Source organism: Micromonospora sp. NPDC048935, from assembly GCF_043197875.1.
Taxonomy (GTDB): Bacteria; Actinomycetota; Actinomycetes; order Mycobacteriales; family Micromonosporaceae; genus Micromonospora.
On sequence record NZ_JBICTZ010000017.1, the window covers coordinates 1 to 17480 of the forward strand.

The 17480-nt window shown below is 74.0% G+C and carries 14 protein-coding genes; 12 read left to right on the forward strand and 2 right to left on the reverse strand.

The annotated features are described in order from the left end of the window. Positions 1-616 precede the first annotated feature (616 nt). Genes ACGFIW_RS31505 through ACGFIW_RS31515 form a run of 3 tightly spaced genes read left to right on the forward strand, consistent with a single transcriptional unit; the run spans position 617 to position 4103 of the window. Positions 617-2101, forward strand: a complete 1485-nt coding sequence (locus ACGFIW_RS31505) for a hypothetical protein (protein WP_393323582.1) — start codon at positions 617-619, stop codon at positions 2099-2101. A 20-nt stretch (positions 2102-2121) separates the two neighbouring features. Next, a complete protein-coding gene (locus tag ACGFIW_RS31510) occupies positions 2122-3075 on the forward strand; it encodes a Replicase polyprotein 1ab (RefSeq protein ID WP_393323585.1) in 954 nt (317 codons plus the stop codon). Continuing rightward, positions 3072-4103: an HAD-IIA family hydrolase gene (locus tag ACGFIW_RS31515; RefSeq protein ID WP_393323588.1), complete on the forward strand. Its 1032-nt coding sequence runs from the start codon at positions 3072-3074 to the stop codon at positions 4101-4103. Before ACGFIW_RS31510 ends, ACGFIW_RS31515 begins: the two co-directional genes overlap by 4 nt. A gap of 9 nt (positions 4104-4112) precedes the next feature. On the opposite strand, the gene ACGFIW_RS31520 is transcribed toward ACGFIW_RS31515, so the two are convergent. Next, a complete protein-coding gene (locus ACGFIW_RS31520) occupies positions 4113-4451 on the reverse strand; it encodes an SCP2 sterol-binding domain-containing protein (RefSeq protein ID WP_088947517.1) in 339 nt (112 codons plus the stop codon). 111 nt (positions 4452-4562) lie between these two features. Here ACGFIW_RS31520 and ACGFIW_RS31525 point away from each other — a divergent pair, with 111 nt between their 5' ends. The 5 genes from ACGFIW_RS31525 (at position 4563) to ACGFIW_RS31545 (ending at position 11352) form a co-directional block, all read left to right on the forward strand. Next, a complete protein-coding gene (locus tag ACGFIW_RS31525; RefSeq protein WP_393323591.1) occupies positions 4563-5255 on the forward strand; it encodes a phasin family protein in 693 nt (230 codons plus the stop codon). Next, the gene (locus ACGFIW_RS31530) at positions 5252-5545 is read left to right on the forward strand and encodes a hypothetical protein (RefSeq protein ID WP_393323594.1); all 294 of its coding nucleotides are present in this window, start codon (positions 5252-5254) and stop codon (positions 5543-5545) included. Before ACGFIW_RS31525 ends, ACGFIW_RS31530 begins: the two co-directional genes overlap by 4 nt. Before the next feature lie 38 nt (positions 5546-5583). Then, positions 5584-6444 (forward strand): TlyA family RNA methyltransferase, encoded by an 861-nt coding sequence (locus ACGFIW_RS31535; protein ID WP_393323597.1) that lies wholly within the window; start codon positions 5584-5586, stop codon positions 6442-6444. A 145-nt stretch (positions 6445-6589) separates the two neighbouring features. Next, positions 6590-7474: an NAD kinase gene (locus ACGFIW_RS31540; protein WP_393323599.1), complete on the forward strand. Its 885-nt coding sequence runs from the start codon at positions 6590-6592 to the stop codon at positions 7472-7474. Positions 7475-7632: 158 nt separating this feature from the next. Next, positions 7633-11352, forward strand: a complete 3720-nt coding sequence (locus ACGFIW_RS31545; protein WP_393323602.1) for a S8 family serine peptidase — start codon at positions 7633-7635, stop codon at positions 11350-11352. 69 nt (positions 11353-11421) lie between these two features. On the opposite strand, the gene ACGFIW_RS31550 is transcribed toward ACGFIW_RS31545, so the two are convergent. Next, entirely contained in the window at positions 11422-12441 is a 1020-nt protein-coding gene (locus ACGFIW_RS31550; protein WP_393323604.1) for a helix-turn-helix domain-containing protein, read from the reverse strand. Between the two features lie 89 nt (positions 12442-12530). Between ACGFIW_RS31550 and recN the strand changes: the two genes are divergently transcribed. The 4 genes from recN (at position 12531) to ACGFIW_RS31570 (ending at position 17480) form a co-directional block, all read left to right on the forward strand. After that, a complete protein-coding gene (gene recN, locus ACGFIW_RS31555; RefSeq protein WP_393323796.1) occupies positions 12531-14288 on the forward strand; it encodes a DNA repair protein RecN in 1758 nt (585 codons plus the stop codon). 119 nt (positions 14289-14407) lie between these two features. Continuing rightward, entirely contained in the window at positions 14408-15586 is a 1179-nt protein-coding gene (gene steA / locus ACGFIW_RS31560; protein WP_357558729.1) for a putative cytokinetic ring protein SteA, read from the forward strand. A 27-nt stretch (positions 15587-15613) separates the two neighbouring features. Further along, positions 15614-16558, forward strand: coding sequence for a copper transporter (locus tag ACGFIW_RS31565; RefSeq protein ID WP_357080549.1), 945 nt, complete (start codon positions 15614-15616; stop codon positions 16556-16558). Positions 16559-16613: 55 nt separating this feature from the next. Continuing rightward, complete coding sequence (locus ACGFIW_RS31570; RefSeq protein ID WP_393323608.1) at positions 16614-17480, forward strand: hypothetical protein; 867 nt, start codon at positions 16614-16616, stop codon at positions 17478-17480.

Here is a 17480-nt window from a genome sequence, read left to right on the forward strand (position 1 = left end):
CCCAACCCGTAAGCAACGCCCGCCCGCGCCGATGGTACTGCACTCGTGAGGGTGTGGGAGAGTAGGACGCCGCCGGACAATCTTCCAGTCGAGGGCCGCCCCATCCGGGTCGGCCCTCGACTGCGTAGCGCCATTGGTGGCGCAATCAGGAAGGATGTACCTGTGAGTTCAGGACCGCAGGGCGGAGACCGTCCCCGTCGCTACGAAGACCGTACTGACGGTGCGGGCGGACGCGACCGCGGCCCGCGCCGCGATGACCGAGACCGGCCCCCGTACCGGGGAGACCGCGACAGCGGTGGCGGCGCCCGCGGCGGATACGCCGGCGGCCGCGACTCTGGTTCCCGTGGCGGCGACCGGGACAGCTCGCGCTCCAGCGCCCCCCGCGAGGGCGGTTACCGGGGCGGCGACCGCGACGGTTCGCGCTCAGGTGCTCCCCGTGAGGGTGGCTTCCGCGGTGGCGACCGCGACGGTTCCCGCTCGGGTGCCCCGCGTGAGGGCGGTTTCCGTGGTGGTGACCGGGACGGTTCGCGCTCGGGTGCCCCGCGTGAGGGCGGTTACCGTGGTGGCGACCGCGACGGTTCGCGCTCGGGTGCCCCGCGTGAGGGTGGCTTCCGCGGTGGCGACCGGGACGGTTCGCGCTCGGCTGGTCCGCGTGAGGGCGGTTTCCGGAGTGGTGCTCCCCGTGAGGGCGGCTTCCGTGGTGGCGACCGGGACGGTTCCCGCTCGGGTGGCCCGCGTGAAAGCGGGTTCCGCGGTGGCGACCGGGACGGCGCGCGTTCCGGCGGCCCGCGCGAGGGTGGTTTCCGGGGCGGTGACCGCGATGGTGGTTTCCGAGGCGGCGACCGTCGTGAGGGCGGCTATCAGGGCGGCGACCGCACCCGGTCGGCCCCTTCCCGTGAGGGTGGTTTCCGGGGCGGTGACCGCGAGGGCGGCTTCCGCGGTGGCGACCGTCGCGAGGGCGGCTTCCGCGAGGGTTCCCGGCCTGGCGCCCCCCGCGACGGTGGCGGGTTCCGCGGCGGTGACCGCCGCGAGGGTGGTTTCCGTGGTGGGGACCGGCCGAGCGGACCGCGTGACGGCGGCGCGCCCCGTGAGGGCGGTTACCGGGGCGGCGACCGTGAGGGTGGTTTCCGGGGCGGTGACCGCGAGGGCGGCTTCCGTGGCGGTGACCGTCGTGAGGGTGGTTTCCGGGGCGGCGACCGTGACGGTGGGTTCCGTGGTGGCGATCGGGACGGCTCGCGTTCCAGTGGCCCGCGTGAGGGTGGTTTCCGGGGCGGTGACCGCGACGGTGGTTTCCGCGGTGGTGATCGTCGTGAGGGTGGTTTCCGTGGTGGGGACCGGCCGAGTGGCCCGCGTGACGGCGGCGCGCCTCGCGAGGGCGGCTTCCGCAGTGGTGGCCGCGAGGGCGGCTTCCGGGGCGGTGACCGTCGTGAGGGTGGTTTCCGGGGCGGCGACCGTGACGGTGGGTTCCGTGGTGGCGATCGGGACGGCTCGCGTTCCAGTGGCCCGCGTGAGGGTGGTTTCCGGGGCGGTGACCGCGACGGTGGTTTCCGCGGTGGTGATCGTCGTGAGGGTGGTTTCCGTGGTGGGGACCGGCCGAGCGGCCCGCGTGACGGCGGCGCGCCCCGTGAGGGCGGTTACCGGGGCGGCGACCGTGAGGGCGGCTTCCGTGGTGGCGACCGTCGTGAGGGTGGCTTCCGCGGTGGCGACCGGGACAGCGGTTTCCGCGGTGGCGACCGCGACGGTGGTTTCCGTGGCGGTGACCGCCGTGAGGGCGGCGCGCCTCGTGAGGGTGGCTTCCGGGGTGGCGACCGTCGTGAGGGCGGCTTCCGCGGTGGCGACCGGGACAACTCTCGGCCGAGTGGACCGCGTGCGGGCGGCGGCTACCGGGGCGGTGACCGCGAGAGCGGCTACCGTGGCGGCGACCGGACGGGTTCTTCCCGGGCCGACGAGCGGCCGCGTCGCGAGGGCGAGTTCCGCCGCGACGACCGTGCTGGTGGCTCGGAGTCGTTCGAGGGCGGGCGTAACTCCGCCCCGGCCCTGCCGGACGACATCCTCGCGACCGACCTCGACAAGGACGTTCGCGCTGAGCTGCTCTCGCTGAACAAGCCGGTCGCCGAGACGGTGGCCCGGCACCTGGTCGCGACCGGTCAGCTGATCGACGAGGACCCGGCCGAGGCGTTGGCGCACGCGCTTGCCGCTCGACGGCTCGCGTCGCGCATCTCCGCGGTCCGTGAAGCGGTGGGTCTTGCCGCGTACCACGCGGGGGAGTGGCAGTCGGCGATCGCCGAGCTGCGCACGTACCACCGGATGAGTGGTCTGCAGAGCCACCTGGCCGTGCTCGCGGACTGTGAGCGGGCGCTCGGCCGGCCGGAGCGGGCCATCGACCTGTTCCGGGGCGCCGACCGGGAGAAGTTGGACCAGGCTGTCGCGATCGAGCTGCTCATCGTCGCCGCGGGCGCCCGGGGTGACCTCGGGCAGAAGGACGCCGCGGTCGCGATGCTCCAGGTCCCGGACCTCACCAGTGAGGCCACGGTGCCGTGGACGGCTCGGCTGCGGTACGCGTACGCCGACGCGCTGCTGGCCGTGGGTCGACGCGAGGAAGCCCGCGAGTGGTTCTCCCGTGCCGCCGACGTGGACACCGAGGGCGAGACCGACGCCGCCGAGCGGCTGCTGGAACTCGACGGCGTCGTCATCGAAGGCGACGACGAGGACGAGGCCGCCGAGGAGATCGCCGCGGGACCGGGTGCTCCCGGCGCGGTTCCGGCCCAGCCGGACGCCGACCTGACCGGCGACGACCGCGACGAAGACGAAGACGAAGACGACGAAGACGACGAAGACGACGAAGACGAAGACTTCGACGACGACGAGCAGGACAGTGCTGTCGGCCGCGCTGACGACGACGAGGACTCCGTCGACGAGGACGAGGACTTCGACGACGACGAGACCGGCACCGCCACGGCGGACACCGCCGCCACCGGCGGCGTGACGTCCGCCGACGCGGTGAACACCGACGCGGTGAACGGCGACGGAACCGCCCCCACCCGGGGCGACGAGTCGGAGCCGACGCAGCGGTGAACGCGGGCGCGGGGGAGCGGCTGGTCGACGGGTACACGCTTGTCGTCTTCGACCTGGACGGGGTGATCTACCTGATCGACCGGCCGATCCCCGGTGCCGTCGAGGCGGTGGCTCGGCTGCACGACGAGGGTCGGGTGGTGGCGTACGCCACGAACAACGCTTCCCGCCGGTCCAGTGAGGTCGCCGACCTGCTGTCGGGGATGGGTGTGCCGGCCCGGCCGGAGGAGGTGCTCACCTCCGCTGCCGCCTCGGCCGAGCTGTTGCGGGACCGGCTGCCCGTCGGCGCACCGGTGCTGGTGGTCGGGGCGGAGGCCCTGCGCGCCGAGCTGCGCGCCGTCGGCCTGACCCCGGTCAGCAGGGCCGACGAGAGTCCGGCGGCGGTGGTGCAGGGGTACGGGCCACAGGTCGGCTGGGCCGAGCTGGCCGAAGCGTCGATCGCGGTGCGGGGCGGTGCGCTCTGGATCGCCACCAACACCGACCGGACCCTGCCCAGTGGGCGGGGACCGTTGCCGGGTAACGGTTCGCTGGTCGCGGTGCTGCGCACGGCGCTGGAGCGGGACCCGGACGTGGTGGTCGGAAAGCCGGAGTCGGCGCTGTTCGAGACCGCCGCCCGGCGTGCCGACGGTGGTCGGAGCCTGGTGGTGGGCGATCGGTTGGACACCGACATCGAGGGTGCCCGCCGCGCCGGTCTGGACAGCCTGCTCGTGCTCACCGGCGTCCACGGCGTACCGGAGCTGTTGGCCGCAGAACCGCGGCGGCGTCCCACGTACGTCGCGAGGGACCTGGCGGGGCTCTTCGACCCGGCTGCCGCGGTGCGGGTCCCGGGCCCGGCGGACGCCGGCGGTTGGTCCGTTACCGACCGCGACGGCACTCTGGAACTGGCCGGCTCGGGTCGGCCACTGGACGCGTTGGCCGCGCTCTGCGCGGTGGCCTGGTCGGCACCGGAGCCGGCGCTGCCGTCGATCCGCCCGATCGGCCCGGACGCGGCCCACGCGCTGGAGAGCTTCGGCCTGACCGCCGCCGCCTGACCGTGGTCGTCAGAGAAGCTTGCGGAGCTTCAGCAGGTCGAACGGGTTGGCTTTGATCGACACCCGGCGGGAGGTCACCGCGCTGGTGACGTCCAGGTCGCCGCGGACCAGGGCGAGCAGGTCGTCGCTGGACGTGCTCAGCGCGATCTTGGCCTTGGGGTCGTCGCCGTCGGTCAACTCGACAAGTCGACCGCCGGTGATCCGGCCGTGGAAGGCGGTGTCCAGGTCGGTGATTCGGCAGGCCAGCGTGCGGTCCAGGTCGATCCGTTCACGCACCGTCTCGGCGTTGCGATCCAGCCGGGCGGCCAGCTCCTGCAATGCCTGCCGGCACTCGTCCACGCTGGCCACATCTCCCCCTCGCTGATCGCCACGCCGTCCTCGGCACCGTACCGCACGGCACGGTCCGGGGTGCCCGGTAGCGTGACACCTGCACACCTCGCCCCGTGGAAGGACTCAGGCATGCAGGACGCGTGGCGCGCCTACCTCGAGCTGGCCATGGGCCTGACGGAGGCGCCGCGGAAGAAGGCCCAGGACGCGGCACGTCGCCTCGTCGGCTCCGGCGGCGCGACCGCCGCCCAACTCCAGGCCCTCGGCGAGGAGTTGGTCACCACCGGCGCCGCCAACCGAGAGGCGTTGACCAAGCTGGTCCGTTTCGAGGTCGACCGGGCCCTCGGCGCGGTCGGGTTGGCCACCGCCGACGAGGTGGCCGAGCTGACCCGACGGGTGCGCGACCTCGAACGGCAGCTACGCGAGGCGCGCGCCATGGAGCCACCGACCGCCGTGCCGACCGCCGCCGCACCGACGACCGCCGCACCGACGACCGCGCCGACGACCGCCGCACCGACGACCGCCGCACCGACGACCGCCGCTGACCCGGCGGCCGCGCCGACGGCCAGCCGCGGCGCGCAAGCCGACCCGACGCTCGCCGCGCAGCCCGGCACCGGCCTCGTGCCGTCGGACGCCCCCGCGGGTGCCCCGGTGGCCAAGAAGGCCGTGGCGAAGAAGGCGGTCGCCAAGAAGGCGGTCGCCAAGAAGGCCATCGCGAAGAAGCCGCCGGCGACGATCAGCCGCACCGCCGACGAGCCGCCCACTCCCGCGGACATGCCGGCCAAGAAGGCGGTCCGTAAGCAGCCCCCGGACGACGTCGAATGAACCGGCCCGGTCCACCGCCCGGCGGGTCGTTCCCGCCCCGGCCCGCCCCGCCTCCGGCTGGCGGAGCACTTCGGCCCGCCCCGCCGGCTGGCGGAGCAGCTCGGCCCGGCCCGCCGATGGGCGGGCCGCTGCCCGACCCCGGGGACGACGCGGCGCGGCACCCGGCGGTGGACGCCGCGGTGCGGGCCATGGCCAACGCGGCGACGCTGGCCCCGGCCGACCAGATCGCCCAGTACGAGGCGGCCTACGAGACGTTGCGGGAAACCCTCGCCACCATCGACCAGACCTGAGTGGAACGACCAGGCCTGAGCAGACCGGAGAACCACCCATGGCACGTCGCAACCGGCTGGACGCCGAACTCGTCCGCCGTGGTCTGGCCCGCTCCCGGGAGCAGGCCGCCGCGTTGGTCGAGGCCGGCCGCGTCCAGCTGCGTGGGGTCGTCGCGCGCAAGGCCGCCGCGATGGTCGACCCCGCCGATCCGCTGCTGGTGACCGGCGAGGACCCGACCGAGGAGTACGTCTCCCGGGGCGGGCACAAGCTCGCGGGCGCGCTTGCCGCGTTCGCCGCCGGTGGGCTGCGCGTCGCCGGTCGGCGCTGCCTGGACGCCGGCGCGTCGACAGGTGGCTTCACCGACGTGCTGCTGCGCGCCGACGCCGCCGAGGTGGTGGCCGTGGACGTCGGCTACGGGCAGCTCGCCTGGTCACTGCGCACGGATGAGCGGGTTCGCGTCCTGGAGCGCACCAATGTTCGTACCCTCGAACCGGACGTGATCGGCGGGCCGGTCGATCTCACGGTGGCCGACCTGTCGTTCATCTCGCTGCGGCTGGTGCTGCCGGCGTTGGCCGGCTGCACCCGCGACGACGGTGACCTGGCGTTGATGGTCAAACCGCAGTTCGAGGTCGGCAAGGACCGGGTCGGTGCCGGCGGTGTGGTCCGTGACCCGGAGCTGCGTGCCGAGGCGGTGCTGGACGTGGCGGCGGCGGCCGCGCGGCTCGGCCTCGGGCTGGCCGACGTGGCGGCCAGTCCGCTGCCCGGGCCCAGCGGCAACGTGGAGTTCTTCGTATGGTTGCGCCGGGGCGCCGCACCGGCCGACCCGCGGCGGGTGCGGGCCGTGGTGGCGGCCGGGCCGGACGGCCCGACGACGGCCGGCGACGTGCCGGGCGTGGCGGCGGAGGAGGTCGCAGGGTGAACGCGCGTAGCGAGGGCACCAGGGCGTGTGTCAACGCCTCGGTCGAGCCCAGGACGGCCAGGGGCTTTGCCACACGCCCTGGTACGACACGCGGTGGTGCCGGGGCGACGGTGGCGCACCGCCGCCCGGTCGGGCGGGTGACCCGATGAGCCGGACCGCTCTGCTGGTGACCCACACCGGCCGTCGGCGCAGCACCGAGCACGCCCGGTCGGTAGCGGCCGACCTGATCGCCGCGGGTTTCGAGGTACGCGTGGTGGCCGACGAGGCCGACGACCTCGACCTGCCCGGCGTGGTACCGATCGCCGGCCCGCAGGCCGCCGAGGGCGCCGAGATCGTCTTCGCGCTCGGCGGGGACGGCACCTTCCTGCGTGCCGCCGAGCTGGCCCGGCCGGCGAAGGCGCCGCTGCTCGGCATCAACCTCGGCAAGGTGGGCTTCCTGGCCGAGGCGGAGATCGACGACCTGGACAGCGCGGTGCGCGACGTCGTCGATCGCAACTACAGCGCCCACGAGCGGCTCACCCTGGACGTGACCGCCGAGTTCGACGGCGGGCCGACGATCGAGTCCTGGGCGCTCAACGAGATCAGCATCGAGAAGGGCGAGCGGGCGCAGATGCTCGAACTGCTCGTCGACGTGGACGGGCGGCCACTGTCCCGCTACGGCTGCGACGGTGTCGTGTGCGCCACCCCCACCGGCTCCACCGCGTACGCGTTCTCCGGTGGCGGCCCGGTGGTCTGGCCGGAGGTGGAGGCGCTGCTCCTGGTGCCGATCAGCGCGCACGCGTTGTTCAGCCGCCCGTTGGTCACCGCGCCGACGTCCACCTTCGTGATCACCGTCGACCCGTTCACGACCCTCGCGGTGCTCGCCTGCGACGGGCGCCGCGTCTACGACCTCCCGCCCGGTGCCCGGGTGACGGTGCGTCGGGGTGCGCTGCCGGTGCGCATCGTGCGGCTGCGGGCCCGCCCTTTCACCGACCGGCTGGTCGCCAAGTTCGGCCTTCCCGTGCACGGCTGGCGCGGCAGCCGCCGGTGACCGCGGCGCACACCGTGGGTGGACGGCGGTTGTCCACCTGACGACATGTCGCCGCTACGGCGGCTGGCGACTAGTGACCCGGTGACGGGCTCCGTCGCAGACTCCGATCGGCCCCCGTCCACGGATGGCGGGCCTGGAGGAGTAGAGGAGCACATCGCATGCACTGGTCCCCACGCTGGCTCGCCGTCGGCGCGGTCGGCGCGTTGGTGGTCGGCCTCGCCACACCGGCGTCCGCCGACCCGCCCGCCCGGCCCACCGGCCCGAGGGCGGGCACGCCCGCCCCGGGCGCCGCGCCCGTCCGTCTCACGCTGATCACCGGCGACCAGGTCGACCTGGTGCGGGCCGCACCTGGTCGGGTCGCCGCCACCGTCCGCCCGGGGCCCGGGCGCGAGCGGATCGTCTTCCAGACCATGCAGGTCGACGGCGCGCTGCGGGTGCTGCCCAGCGACGCCCTGCCGTACGTCTCCAGCGGGGTGCTCGACGCCAACCTGTTCGACGTGCAGGAGTTGGCCGCCGACGGCTACGGCGACGCCGCGCAGGGCAACCTGCCGCTGATCGTGCGTTACCAGGAGCCGGCCGCCGGCCGGGTCCGGCCGCTCGCCGGCGTCACCGACGCCCGACCCCTGGAGAGCATCAACGGCGCGGCGCTGCGGGTCGGCAAGGGCGACCTCGGTGGCCTGTGGAGCGTGCTCGCCGGCACGCCCACCACCCGGGCCACGGCCCGCGCGCCCCGGCTGGGTGGCGGCATCGCCCGGATCTGGCTGGACGGGCGGGTCCGCCCGACGTTGGAGCACAGCGTGCCGCAGATCGGCGCCCCGCAGGCCTGGGCGGCCGGGCGGGACGGCAGTGGCGTGACGGTGGCCGTCCTGGACACCGGTGTCGACGCCACCCACCCCGACCTGGCCGGGCGGATCACCGAGGCGCGGGACTTCTCCAACAGTGGCAGCGCCCGGGACGGTCACGGCCACGGCACGCACGTCGCGGCCACCATCGCCGGCAGCGGCGCCGCGTCCGCGGGGCTGCGCAAGGGCGTCGCGCCCGGCGCGCGGCTGCTGGTCGGCAAGGTGCTCGACGACGGCGGCTCGGGCTACGACTCGGCCATCATCGCCGGTATGGAGTGGGCCGCCCACTCCGGTGCGAAGGTCGTCAGCATGAGCCTCGGCGGCGGCCCGACCGACGGCACCGACCCGATGAGCCAGGCGGTCAACGACCTGACCGCCGAGACCGGTGCGCTCTTCGTGATCGCCGCCGGCAACGCGGGCGCGGCGCGTACCGTCGGCTCGCCGGGCGCGGCCGCGGCGGCGCTCACCGTCGGCGCGGTGGACCGCGACGACAACCTGGCCGAGTTTTCCAGCCGTGGTCCGCGGCTCGGCGACAACGGCCTCAAACCGGAGATCACCGCCCCGGGCGTCGGCATCATCGCCGCGCGGGCCGCCGGCACCACCATGGGTACGCCGGTGGGCGACGCCTACACGACCGCGTCCGGGACCTCGATGGCCACCCCGCACGTGGCCGGCGCGGCGGCGATCCTCGCCCAGGATCACCCGGACTGGGCCGCCGGGACGCTCAAGGACGCCCTCGTCAGCACCACGAAGGCCAACCCGGCGCTGACCGTCTTCGAGCAGGGTGGCGGCCGGGTCGACGTGGCTCGGGCGCTCAGGCAGCAGGTGTACGCCTCGGCCACCGTCGACTTCGGTCGGATCACCACCGGTGGCGCGGCGGTGCAGCGCACCGTGACGTACACCAACGACACGACGGGCGCGCAGACCCTGCGGTTGGCTCTGGACCTGCGCAACCTGGACAGCGGCGCGGCCGAGAACGACGGGGTCGCCGTCGAGTCCGGCGAGGTGACCGTTCCGGCGGGCGCCAGCGTGGCCGTGCCGCTGCGGGCCGACCCCGCGAAGCTGGGTCGGGGCCCGCACGGCGGTTGGCTGGTGGCGACGGGCGCGGACGGTGTCGCCGTACGCACGCCGGTGGGGCTCACCGTCAGTGGCCCGCTGCACCAGGTCACCGTGAAGGTGCTGGACCGGCAGGGTCAGCTGACCCTCTCGCCGGGGCTCACCCTCTACGGTGAGCAGCCCGAGTCGGACTTCTGGGGCTGGTGGCCGGGCGAGGGCACCCTGCGGGTCGAGGAGGGCACGTACCTGCTGACCGCGCTGGTCGAGCACGGCGCTCCCCTCGATGAGCAGCTGACCGAGGCCGTCGAGCCGGAGCTGGTCGTCGACCGGGACCTGACCGTGGTGCTCGACGCCCGCAGGGGCACGCCGGTGCGGATCGAGACGCCGAAGCCCAGCGAGCAGCGGGCCACGCTCAGCTACTACGTGCACCGGGTGTTGGGCAACGGCCGGCAGATCGACCACGGTGTCATGGCCTACAGCACGATCCAGCAGGTCAACGTCACGCCGACTCCCCCGGTACGCCAGGGTGAGTTCGAGTTCGCCTCCCGCTGGCAGCTCGTCGCGCCCATGGTGGACGCCACGATCAGCGGCGTGTCCGGCCCGTCGGACATCAACCTGCTGGGCACGTCCCCGACGCCGCCTGGTCGACGGAAGCTGCCGCTGGTCTGGGCCGGCACTGGAACCCCGGCCGAGCTGGCCCGGGTGCGGGGTGCGGCGGCGCTGCTCGCCGCCGATCCGGACCGTAACGAGGATGAGCAGGTGGCCGCCGCGGCGGCGGCTGGCGCCGCGGTGGTGCTGATCGTCCGACCGGAGGACCGGACCGCGTGGACGGTCTGGCGGCCGGCAGGGGAGCGGCTGCCGATCCCGGCGATGGTCGTCGCGTACGACGACGGGCAGCGGCTGATCGCGGCGGCGCGCAAGGGCCGGGCGACGCTGGACCTGACGCTGACGGTGGACAGCCCGTACCTGTACGACGTGTGGCAGGTGTCCAAGGGTCGGGTGCCGGAGCGGATCGTGCACACGGTGACCGCGCAGAACACCGCCGAGGTGACCGCCAGCTACGGCGACACGGGCGCGGGCTGGGCCACCGAGGAGCGGTTCGGCTGGCGTCCGTGGCAGGAGTACTCCTGGAACGACGACCAGCGCCTGGTCCGCAACGGGACCACCCGGCAGGAGTTCGTCAGCGCTGGGGACAACTGGTGGCAGCACCGGGTGCTGCACAAGGAGATGTTCATGCAGTGGGGGCAGGTGGCCGGTGGGCTGACCCAGGAGCCCCGGCGGTACGCGGCCGACGACCGGGAGACCGAGACCTGGCATGCCCCGGTGCTCCGCCCGGCCGTACCGGCCAGCGGGGCTCCGGTGCCCACGCGCACCGGTGACAGCCTGGACCTGCGGGTGCCCGAGTTCGTCGACGCCGACGGGCACTACAGCGTCGCCGGCGGCAGTGAGGAGTCGGACACCGTCGAGGCCCGGGTCAGCCGGGACGGCACGCCGATCGCCGACCTGTCCGGCGGGTGGGCACCGGTGCCCACCACGGCGCAGCGGGCCCGCTACCGGCTGGACCTGACCACGAGGCGGTCCTCGGCCGAGTGGCGCTACGGCACCCGGACCGACACGGCCTGGGAGTTCACCTCGGCCCGGCCGGCGGGTGCCGCCGCCACGCCGTTGTCGCTGCTCCAGGTGGACTACCGGGTGCCGGCCGACCTGCTCGGCACGGTACGCGGCAACCGGCCGCACCAACTGGGGCTGACCCTGCGGCAGCCCGCCGGGGTGCCCACGCCGACCGGCACCAGCGTCCGCGTGCAGGTCTCCTTCGACGGGGGCGTCACCTGGCGCGACGCGCCGACCAGGGGGTCGGGTACCCGGTACACCGCGACAGTGCCGGCCGGGCACGGAACGGTGTCGCTGCGGGTGCACGCCGCCGACCGGGCCGGGAACTCCGTCGACCAGACGGTGCTCCAGGCGTACGGGCTGCGCTGACCCGCACCGGGCGGGGCGGCCTGGCCGCCCCTGGGGTCCGCCGTCGACCGGCGGCGGACCCCACCGGCGTCAGAGCCAGCCGCGACGGGCGACCTGGAACGCCAACCCGGGCCGGGTGTCCACACCGGCGGCGGCCATCAGGTCGGCGATGCGCCGCTGCACGGTACGCCGGCTCACCCCGAGCTGGGAGGCGATGGACTTGTCCGGTACGCCGGCCACGAACAGCGAGAGCAGCCGCGCCTCGTCGGCGTCCGGCTGATAACCGTCGCCCGGCTGATCCGGTGGATCTGGACGTCGAGTGCCGGTCGTCGCGACGACGAGGGGATCGTCGAGCCGCAACCGGGTGGCCACCCGCCAGTGGCTCTCGAAGAGGGCGAGCAGCGCGTCGAGCAGTTGACTGCGACCGATCACGGCGGCGCTCGGTTCGCCGCCGTCGCGGTCGGGCACCAGCGGGCAGATGGCGACGCGGGCGTCCACGATGGCCAGCCGGACCGGCAGCCGGTCCAGGACCCGGGCCTGCTCCCCGGCGGCGACACCCTTGGCCAGGTCGGCAAGCGCGCCCGGTTCCAGCAGCAGGTCACGCTCGTAGATCGCCCGGTAGCTCACCCCGCGGGCCAGCGCGTCGAACTCCTCGACGTTCTCCGGGCCGGCCATCGCCAGGGGATTGGCGCGGCAGAACCAGAGCACCTCGGCGCGTGCCGCATTCTGCAGATCGCGCAGACGGTCCCGCAGCACCCGACCACCGGTGATCACCTCGACGAGGTGGTCGACGTGGTGCCGGCGCAGCCCGGACCGGTACTCCTCGGCCAGTTGGGTGACCCGGCGGCGGGCCGCCTCCAGGTCCTCCTGGCGGCGCAGCAGCGTCGCGCCGAGGGCGACGTCCGGGGCGGTCGGGCGCAGCGGAGCGTCCGGGTCGTTGTCGGTGGGCTGCACGAGGCCCTTGCCGCGCAGCGCCTCGACCTGGGCGACGACCTGCGCACGGGGCCGGTGCAGACGACGGACCAGCTCGTCGATGCGGGCCGTGGTGAGCTGGAGCAGGCAGCGGTAGAGCTCCTCCTCAGCCGAGGTCAGGCCGATCACGTCCAACACGGGGCAGAACTGTACGTCGGCCGGGTACGGGCCGCACCCGGGCCCGTCGGCTGGTCAACTGTCGTGCCTCGCGTCTACTGTCGGTGGCTGTGCTGGAAGAGCTGCGCATCACCGGACTGGGCGTCATCGAGGACACCACGCTGCCGTTGGCCGGCGGCATGAACGTCATCACCGGCGAGACCGGTGCGGGCAAGACGATGGTGGTGACCGGCCTCGGCCTGCTCTTCGGCGGTCGGGCCGACGCCGGGCGGGTCCGTGCCCAGCCGGGCCGGGCGGTGGTGGAGGGGCGGTTGCGCCTGCACGGGCGGGTCGCCGACGCCGTGCACGCGCGGATCACCGAGGCCGGTGGCGAGCCCGACGAGGACGGCTCGGTCCTGCTGAGCCGCACGGTGACGGTGGAGGGGCGCTCGCGGGCCCACGTCGGCGGCCGGAGCATGCCGGTGTCGATGCTCGGTGAGGTCGGCGAGCAGGCCGTGGCCGTGCACGGCCAGTCCGACCAACTGCGGCTGCTGCGCCCGGCCGAGCAACGCGCCGCACTGGACCGGTTCGCCGGCCCCGCGCACGAGAAGCTGCTCGACGCGCTGCGCGAGGCGTACACCGGGTGGCGGCGGGTGGTCGACGACCTGGCCGACCGGCGGCGCAACGCCCGCGAACGCAACCAGGAGGCCGACCTGCTGCGCCTCGGCCTCGACGAGATCACCCGGGTGGATCCGCAGCCCGGTGAGGACGACGAGCTGAAGACCGAGGCGCAGCGGTTGGAGCACGCCGAGGGGCTGCGCACGGCCGCGCAGATCGCCCAGCAGTGCGTGGCGGGCGGTGCGGAGGCCGCCGACGAGACCCCGGACGCGGCGGCGCTGCTCGGCACCGCCCGTCGGACGTTGGAGGCGCAGTCCGGCACCGACCCGGCGCTTGGTGAGTTGGCGGCCCGCCTGGAGGAGGCGGCCACGCTTGTCACCGACGTGTCGGCGGAGCTGTCGGCCTACCTGGCGACGCTCGACGCGGACCCGGCCCGCCTGCAGCACGTCTACGAGCGGCGGGCGGCGCTGCGCGCGCTGACCCGCAAGTACGCCGACGACGTCGACGGCGTGATCGCCTGGGCCGACCGGGCACGCACCCGGCTGTCCGACCTGGACATGTCCGACGACCTGCTCGACGAGTTGGAGCGCGAGGGTCAGCGGCTCGCCGTGGAGGTGGCCGACCTGGCAGGGCGGGTGTCGGCCTCCCGGCAGGAGGCGGCGATCCGGTTCGCCGAGCAGGTCACCGTCGAGCTGGCCGGTCTGGCCATGCCGCACGCGCGGATCGAGGTGGCGGTGCTGCCGCGACCGGCCGGTCGGGCCGAGCCGACGCTTGCGGTCAACGGCGTCGAGGTGGGTGTCACACCGGACGGTGGCGACGAGGTGGAGCTGCGGTTGCTGGCCCACCCGGGAGCGCCGTCGTTGCCGTTGCAGCGGGGCGCCTCGGGCGGTGAGTTGTCCCGGGTGATGCTCGCCATCGAGGTGGTCTTCGCCGGCTCGGGCGGCCCGCCCACGCTGGTCTTCGACGAGGTCGACGCGGGCGTCGGTGGGCAGGCTGCGGTGGAGATCGGCCGCCGGCTGGCCCGGTTGGCCCGCAGCCACCAGGTGCTCGTCGTCACGCACCTGCCGCAGGTGGCCGCGTTCGCCGACCGGCACCTGGTGGTGGCGAAGGACACCGGCGGGGCGGTGACGACAAGCGGGGTGCGGGTGGTGGAGGACACCGAGCGGGCCCGGGAACTGGCCCGGATGCTGGCAGGTTTGCCCGATTCGGATCTGGGTATCGCCCACGCCGAGGAGCTTCTGGCCGTGGCCGCCAAGGAAAGGCGGCTGTGACGCCGCGTATTGTGAGCGCAAGCACACCGGCTTATGCCGACGTGTGCTTCCCTGGGTAGGCGGCCCTGCTCAGGCATGTCGCGACAGAAAAGCCTGCCTCACATGCCAGGATGGTCACGATGCGTCTACCCACGTTGCGCCGAAACCGAAACTCCGACCCGGGCAAGGTCCTCGGCACCGCGCGCCTTGATCGCCGAACAAAACGCCTGGTCGGTCGGCTGCGACCCGGTGACATCGCGATCATCGACCACGTCGACCTGGATCGGGTCGCGGCCGACTCGCTCGTCGCGGTCGGGGTCGGCGCGGTGCTCAACGCCAAGCCCTCGGTCTCCGGCCGTTACCCGAACCTCGGGCCGGAGGTGCTGATCGCCGCCGGCATCCCGCTGCTCGACGACCTCGGTGAGGGCGTCTTCGAGCAGATCCGCGAGGGCGACCAGGTGCGCATCGAGGGCAACACGGTCTTCGCCGGTGACGAGCCGGTGGCCCACGGCAGCCTGCAGGACGCCGAGTCGGTCGCCAAGGCGATGGCCGACGCCCGGGAGGGTCTGTCGGTGCAGTTGGAAGCGTTCGCCGCCAACACGATGGACTACCTCCGGCAGGAGCGCGACCTGCTGCTCGACGGGGTGGGCGTGCCGGACATCGAGACGCAGATCCAGGGGCGGCACTGCCTGATCGTGGTCCGTGGCTACGACTACAAGGCCGACCTGGACGTGCTGCGCCCCTACATCCGCGAGTTCAAGCCGGTGCTCATCGGCGTCGACGGCGGCGCGGACGCGCTCGTCGAGGCCGGGTACACCCCCGACATGATCATCGGGGACATGGATTCGGTCACCGACGACGTGCTGCGCTGCGGTGCCGAGGTGATCGTGCACGCGTACCCGGACGGGCGGGCACCCGGCCTGCCCCGGGTCAACGGCCTCGGCGTGCCGGCGATCACCTTCCCGGCGGCGGCGACAAGCGAGGACCTGGCCATGTTGCTCGCCGACGAGAAGGGCGCCTCGCTGCTGGTCGCGGTCGGCACCCACGCCACCCTCGTCGAGTTCCTCGACAAAGGTCGCGGCGGGATGGCCTCGACCTTCCTGACCCGGCTGAAGGTCGGTGGCAAGCTTGTCGACGCCAAGGGCGTGAGCCGGCTCTACCGGCAGAGCATCTCCGGGTCGTCGCTGCTGCTGCTGGTGCTGTCGGCGATCGCGGCGATGGCGTCCGCGGTGGCTGTCTCGACCGTCGGGAAGGCGTACCTGGGTGTGGTCGCCGAGTGGTGGGACAATTTCGTGTTCCAGCTGTACCGGCTCTTCTAGTTCCCGACCGATCAAGAGGCTGCAAGCGTGATCAACTTCCGCTACCACGTGGTGTCCCTCACCGCGGTGTTCCTGGCTCTGGCGATCGGCCTGGTGGTCGGCACGGCCGCCCTCAACGGCCCGGTCGCCGATTCGCTTGAGGGTCAGGTCACCGGGCTGCGCAAGGACAACCAGTACTGGCGCCAGCAGGTCAACAACATGGAGAAGCAGCTCGGGCTGGAGGAGGAGTTCGCCGAGGAGATGTCCCAGGTCGTCCTCCCGGGCGCACTGACCGGGCGGCGCGTGCTGGTGCTCACCCTGCCCAACGGGCGCGACCACACCGAGGGTGTGCTCAAGAAGCTCCAGCTCGCCGGGGCCACCATCACCGGCCGGGTCGATCTCCAGGACAAGCTGGTCAACCCGGACAACAACTCCAACCTGCTGGAGTTGGCCGTCACCGCGGCCCGTCCGACCGCGCAGACCACCGGCCTGCCGGGCAACGGGCACGGCGTGGAGACCTCCAGCGCGCTGCTGGCCAGCGTCCTGCTGGACCGGGCTCAGGGCGTCGCGCCGGTCAGCGACGCCGACCGGCGGGCGGTGCTCGCCGCGTACAACAACGCCGGCTACCTGACCACCGACAACAACAAGGTCACCGGCTCGGCGGAGGCGGTCGTCGTGGTCAGCGGCCAGCCGTACGTCGACAAGGACTCCGACAAGCGGGACGAGTCGGTCGTCAAGATCGCCGAGCAGTTCGACCGGACCGGCGCGATAGTGGTGGCCGGCAACGGCTCCGCCGGCGGCAACCTGGTGTCCGTGGTCCGCGGTGACCCGGTGCTGTCCCAGACCATCTCCACGGTCGACAACGCCAACACCGTGCAGGGCCAACTGGTCACCAGCCTCGCCCTCGTGCAGCAGCTCACCGAGAAGAAGGCCGGCCAGTACGGCGTCGGTGACAACGCCGCCTCCGGCCTGTTGCCTAGACTGCCCCAGTGAGCGAACGACGTACCCCCGTGTCCGTAACCGACGAGGCGGCCGGAAGGGCAGCCGCGTGAGCGTCCTGGGCCGGCTGCTGATCGCCGGTGCCGGTGCCGCCGCCGCCCGCTACGCGCTGCGCGAGGTGCGTACCTCCCCGGCCGGCCCGGCGCTGGAGCGCACCAACTTCCGGGGCCGCACGGTGACCCTCGCCGCCGGGCCGGCGCTCGCCGCCGGGGCGAGCGCCGTCGGCGCGTTCGGTGCCACCAGCGGCGCGTCCGGTGGGGCCGCCCTGGTCGCCGGCCTCGGCGCCGGCAGCGTCGGTCTCTACGACGACGTGGTCGGCGCACGGCCGGAGCAGAAGGCGGCCAAGGGTTTCACCGGTCACCTCGCCGCGCTGCGCGCGGGACGGGTCACCGCGGGCCTGGTCAAGGTCGTCGGGGTGGGTGCCGCCGGGCTGGGTGCCGCCGCGCTGCTCGCCGCCGACCCCCGCGTCGCCGCCCACCCGCGCCGGCAGCGCCACGGGGCCGTCGGCCGCGGCGTCGACGTGCTGCTCGGCGCCGGTGTGATCGCCGGCACAGCCAACCTGCTCAACCTGCTCGACCTGCGGCCGGGCCGCGCCCTCAAGGCCGGGCTGCTGCTCGCCGCGCCGCTGACCGGCGGCCCGCACGGCGGGATCGCCGCCGGCGCGGCCGGTGCCGCCGCCGGCCTGCTCCGCGACGACCTGGCCGAGGACGTGATGCTCGGCGACAGCGGCGCGAACGCCCTCGGTGCGCTGCTCGGCGTCGCGCTCGCCGCCCGCACCGGCCCGCTCGGCCGGGCCGCCCTGCTCGCCGCGCTCGCCGGTCTCACCGCCACCAGTGAGAAGGTCAGCTTCACCGCCGTCATCCAGCGGACCCGGGGGCTGCGCGAGCTCGACGCACTGGGCCGCCGCGCCGACTGA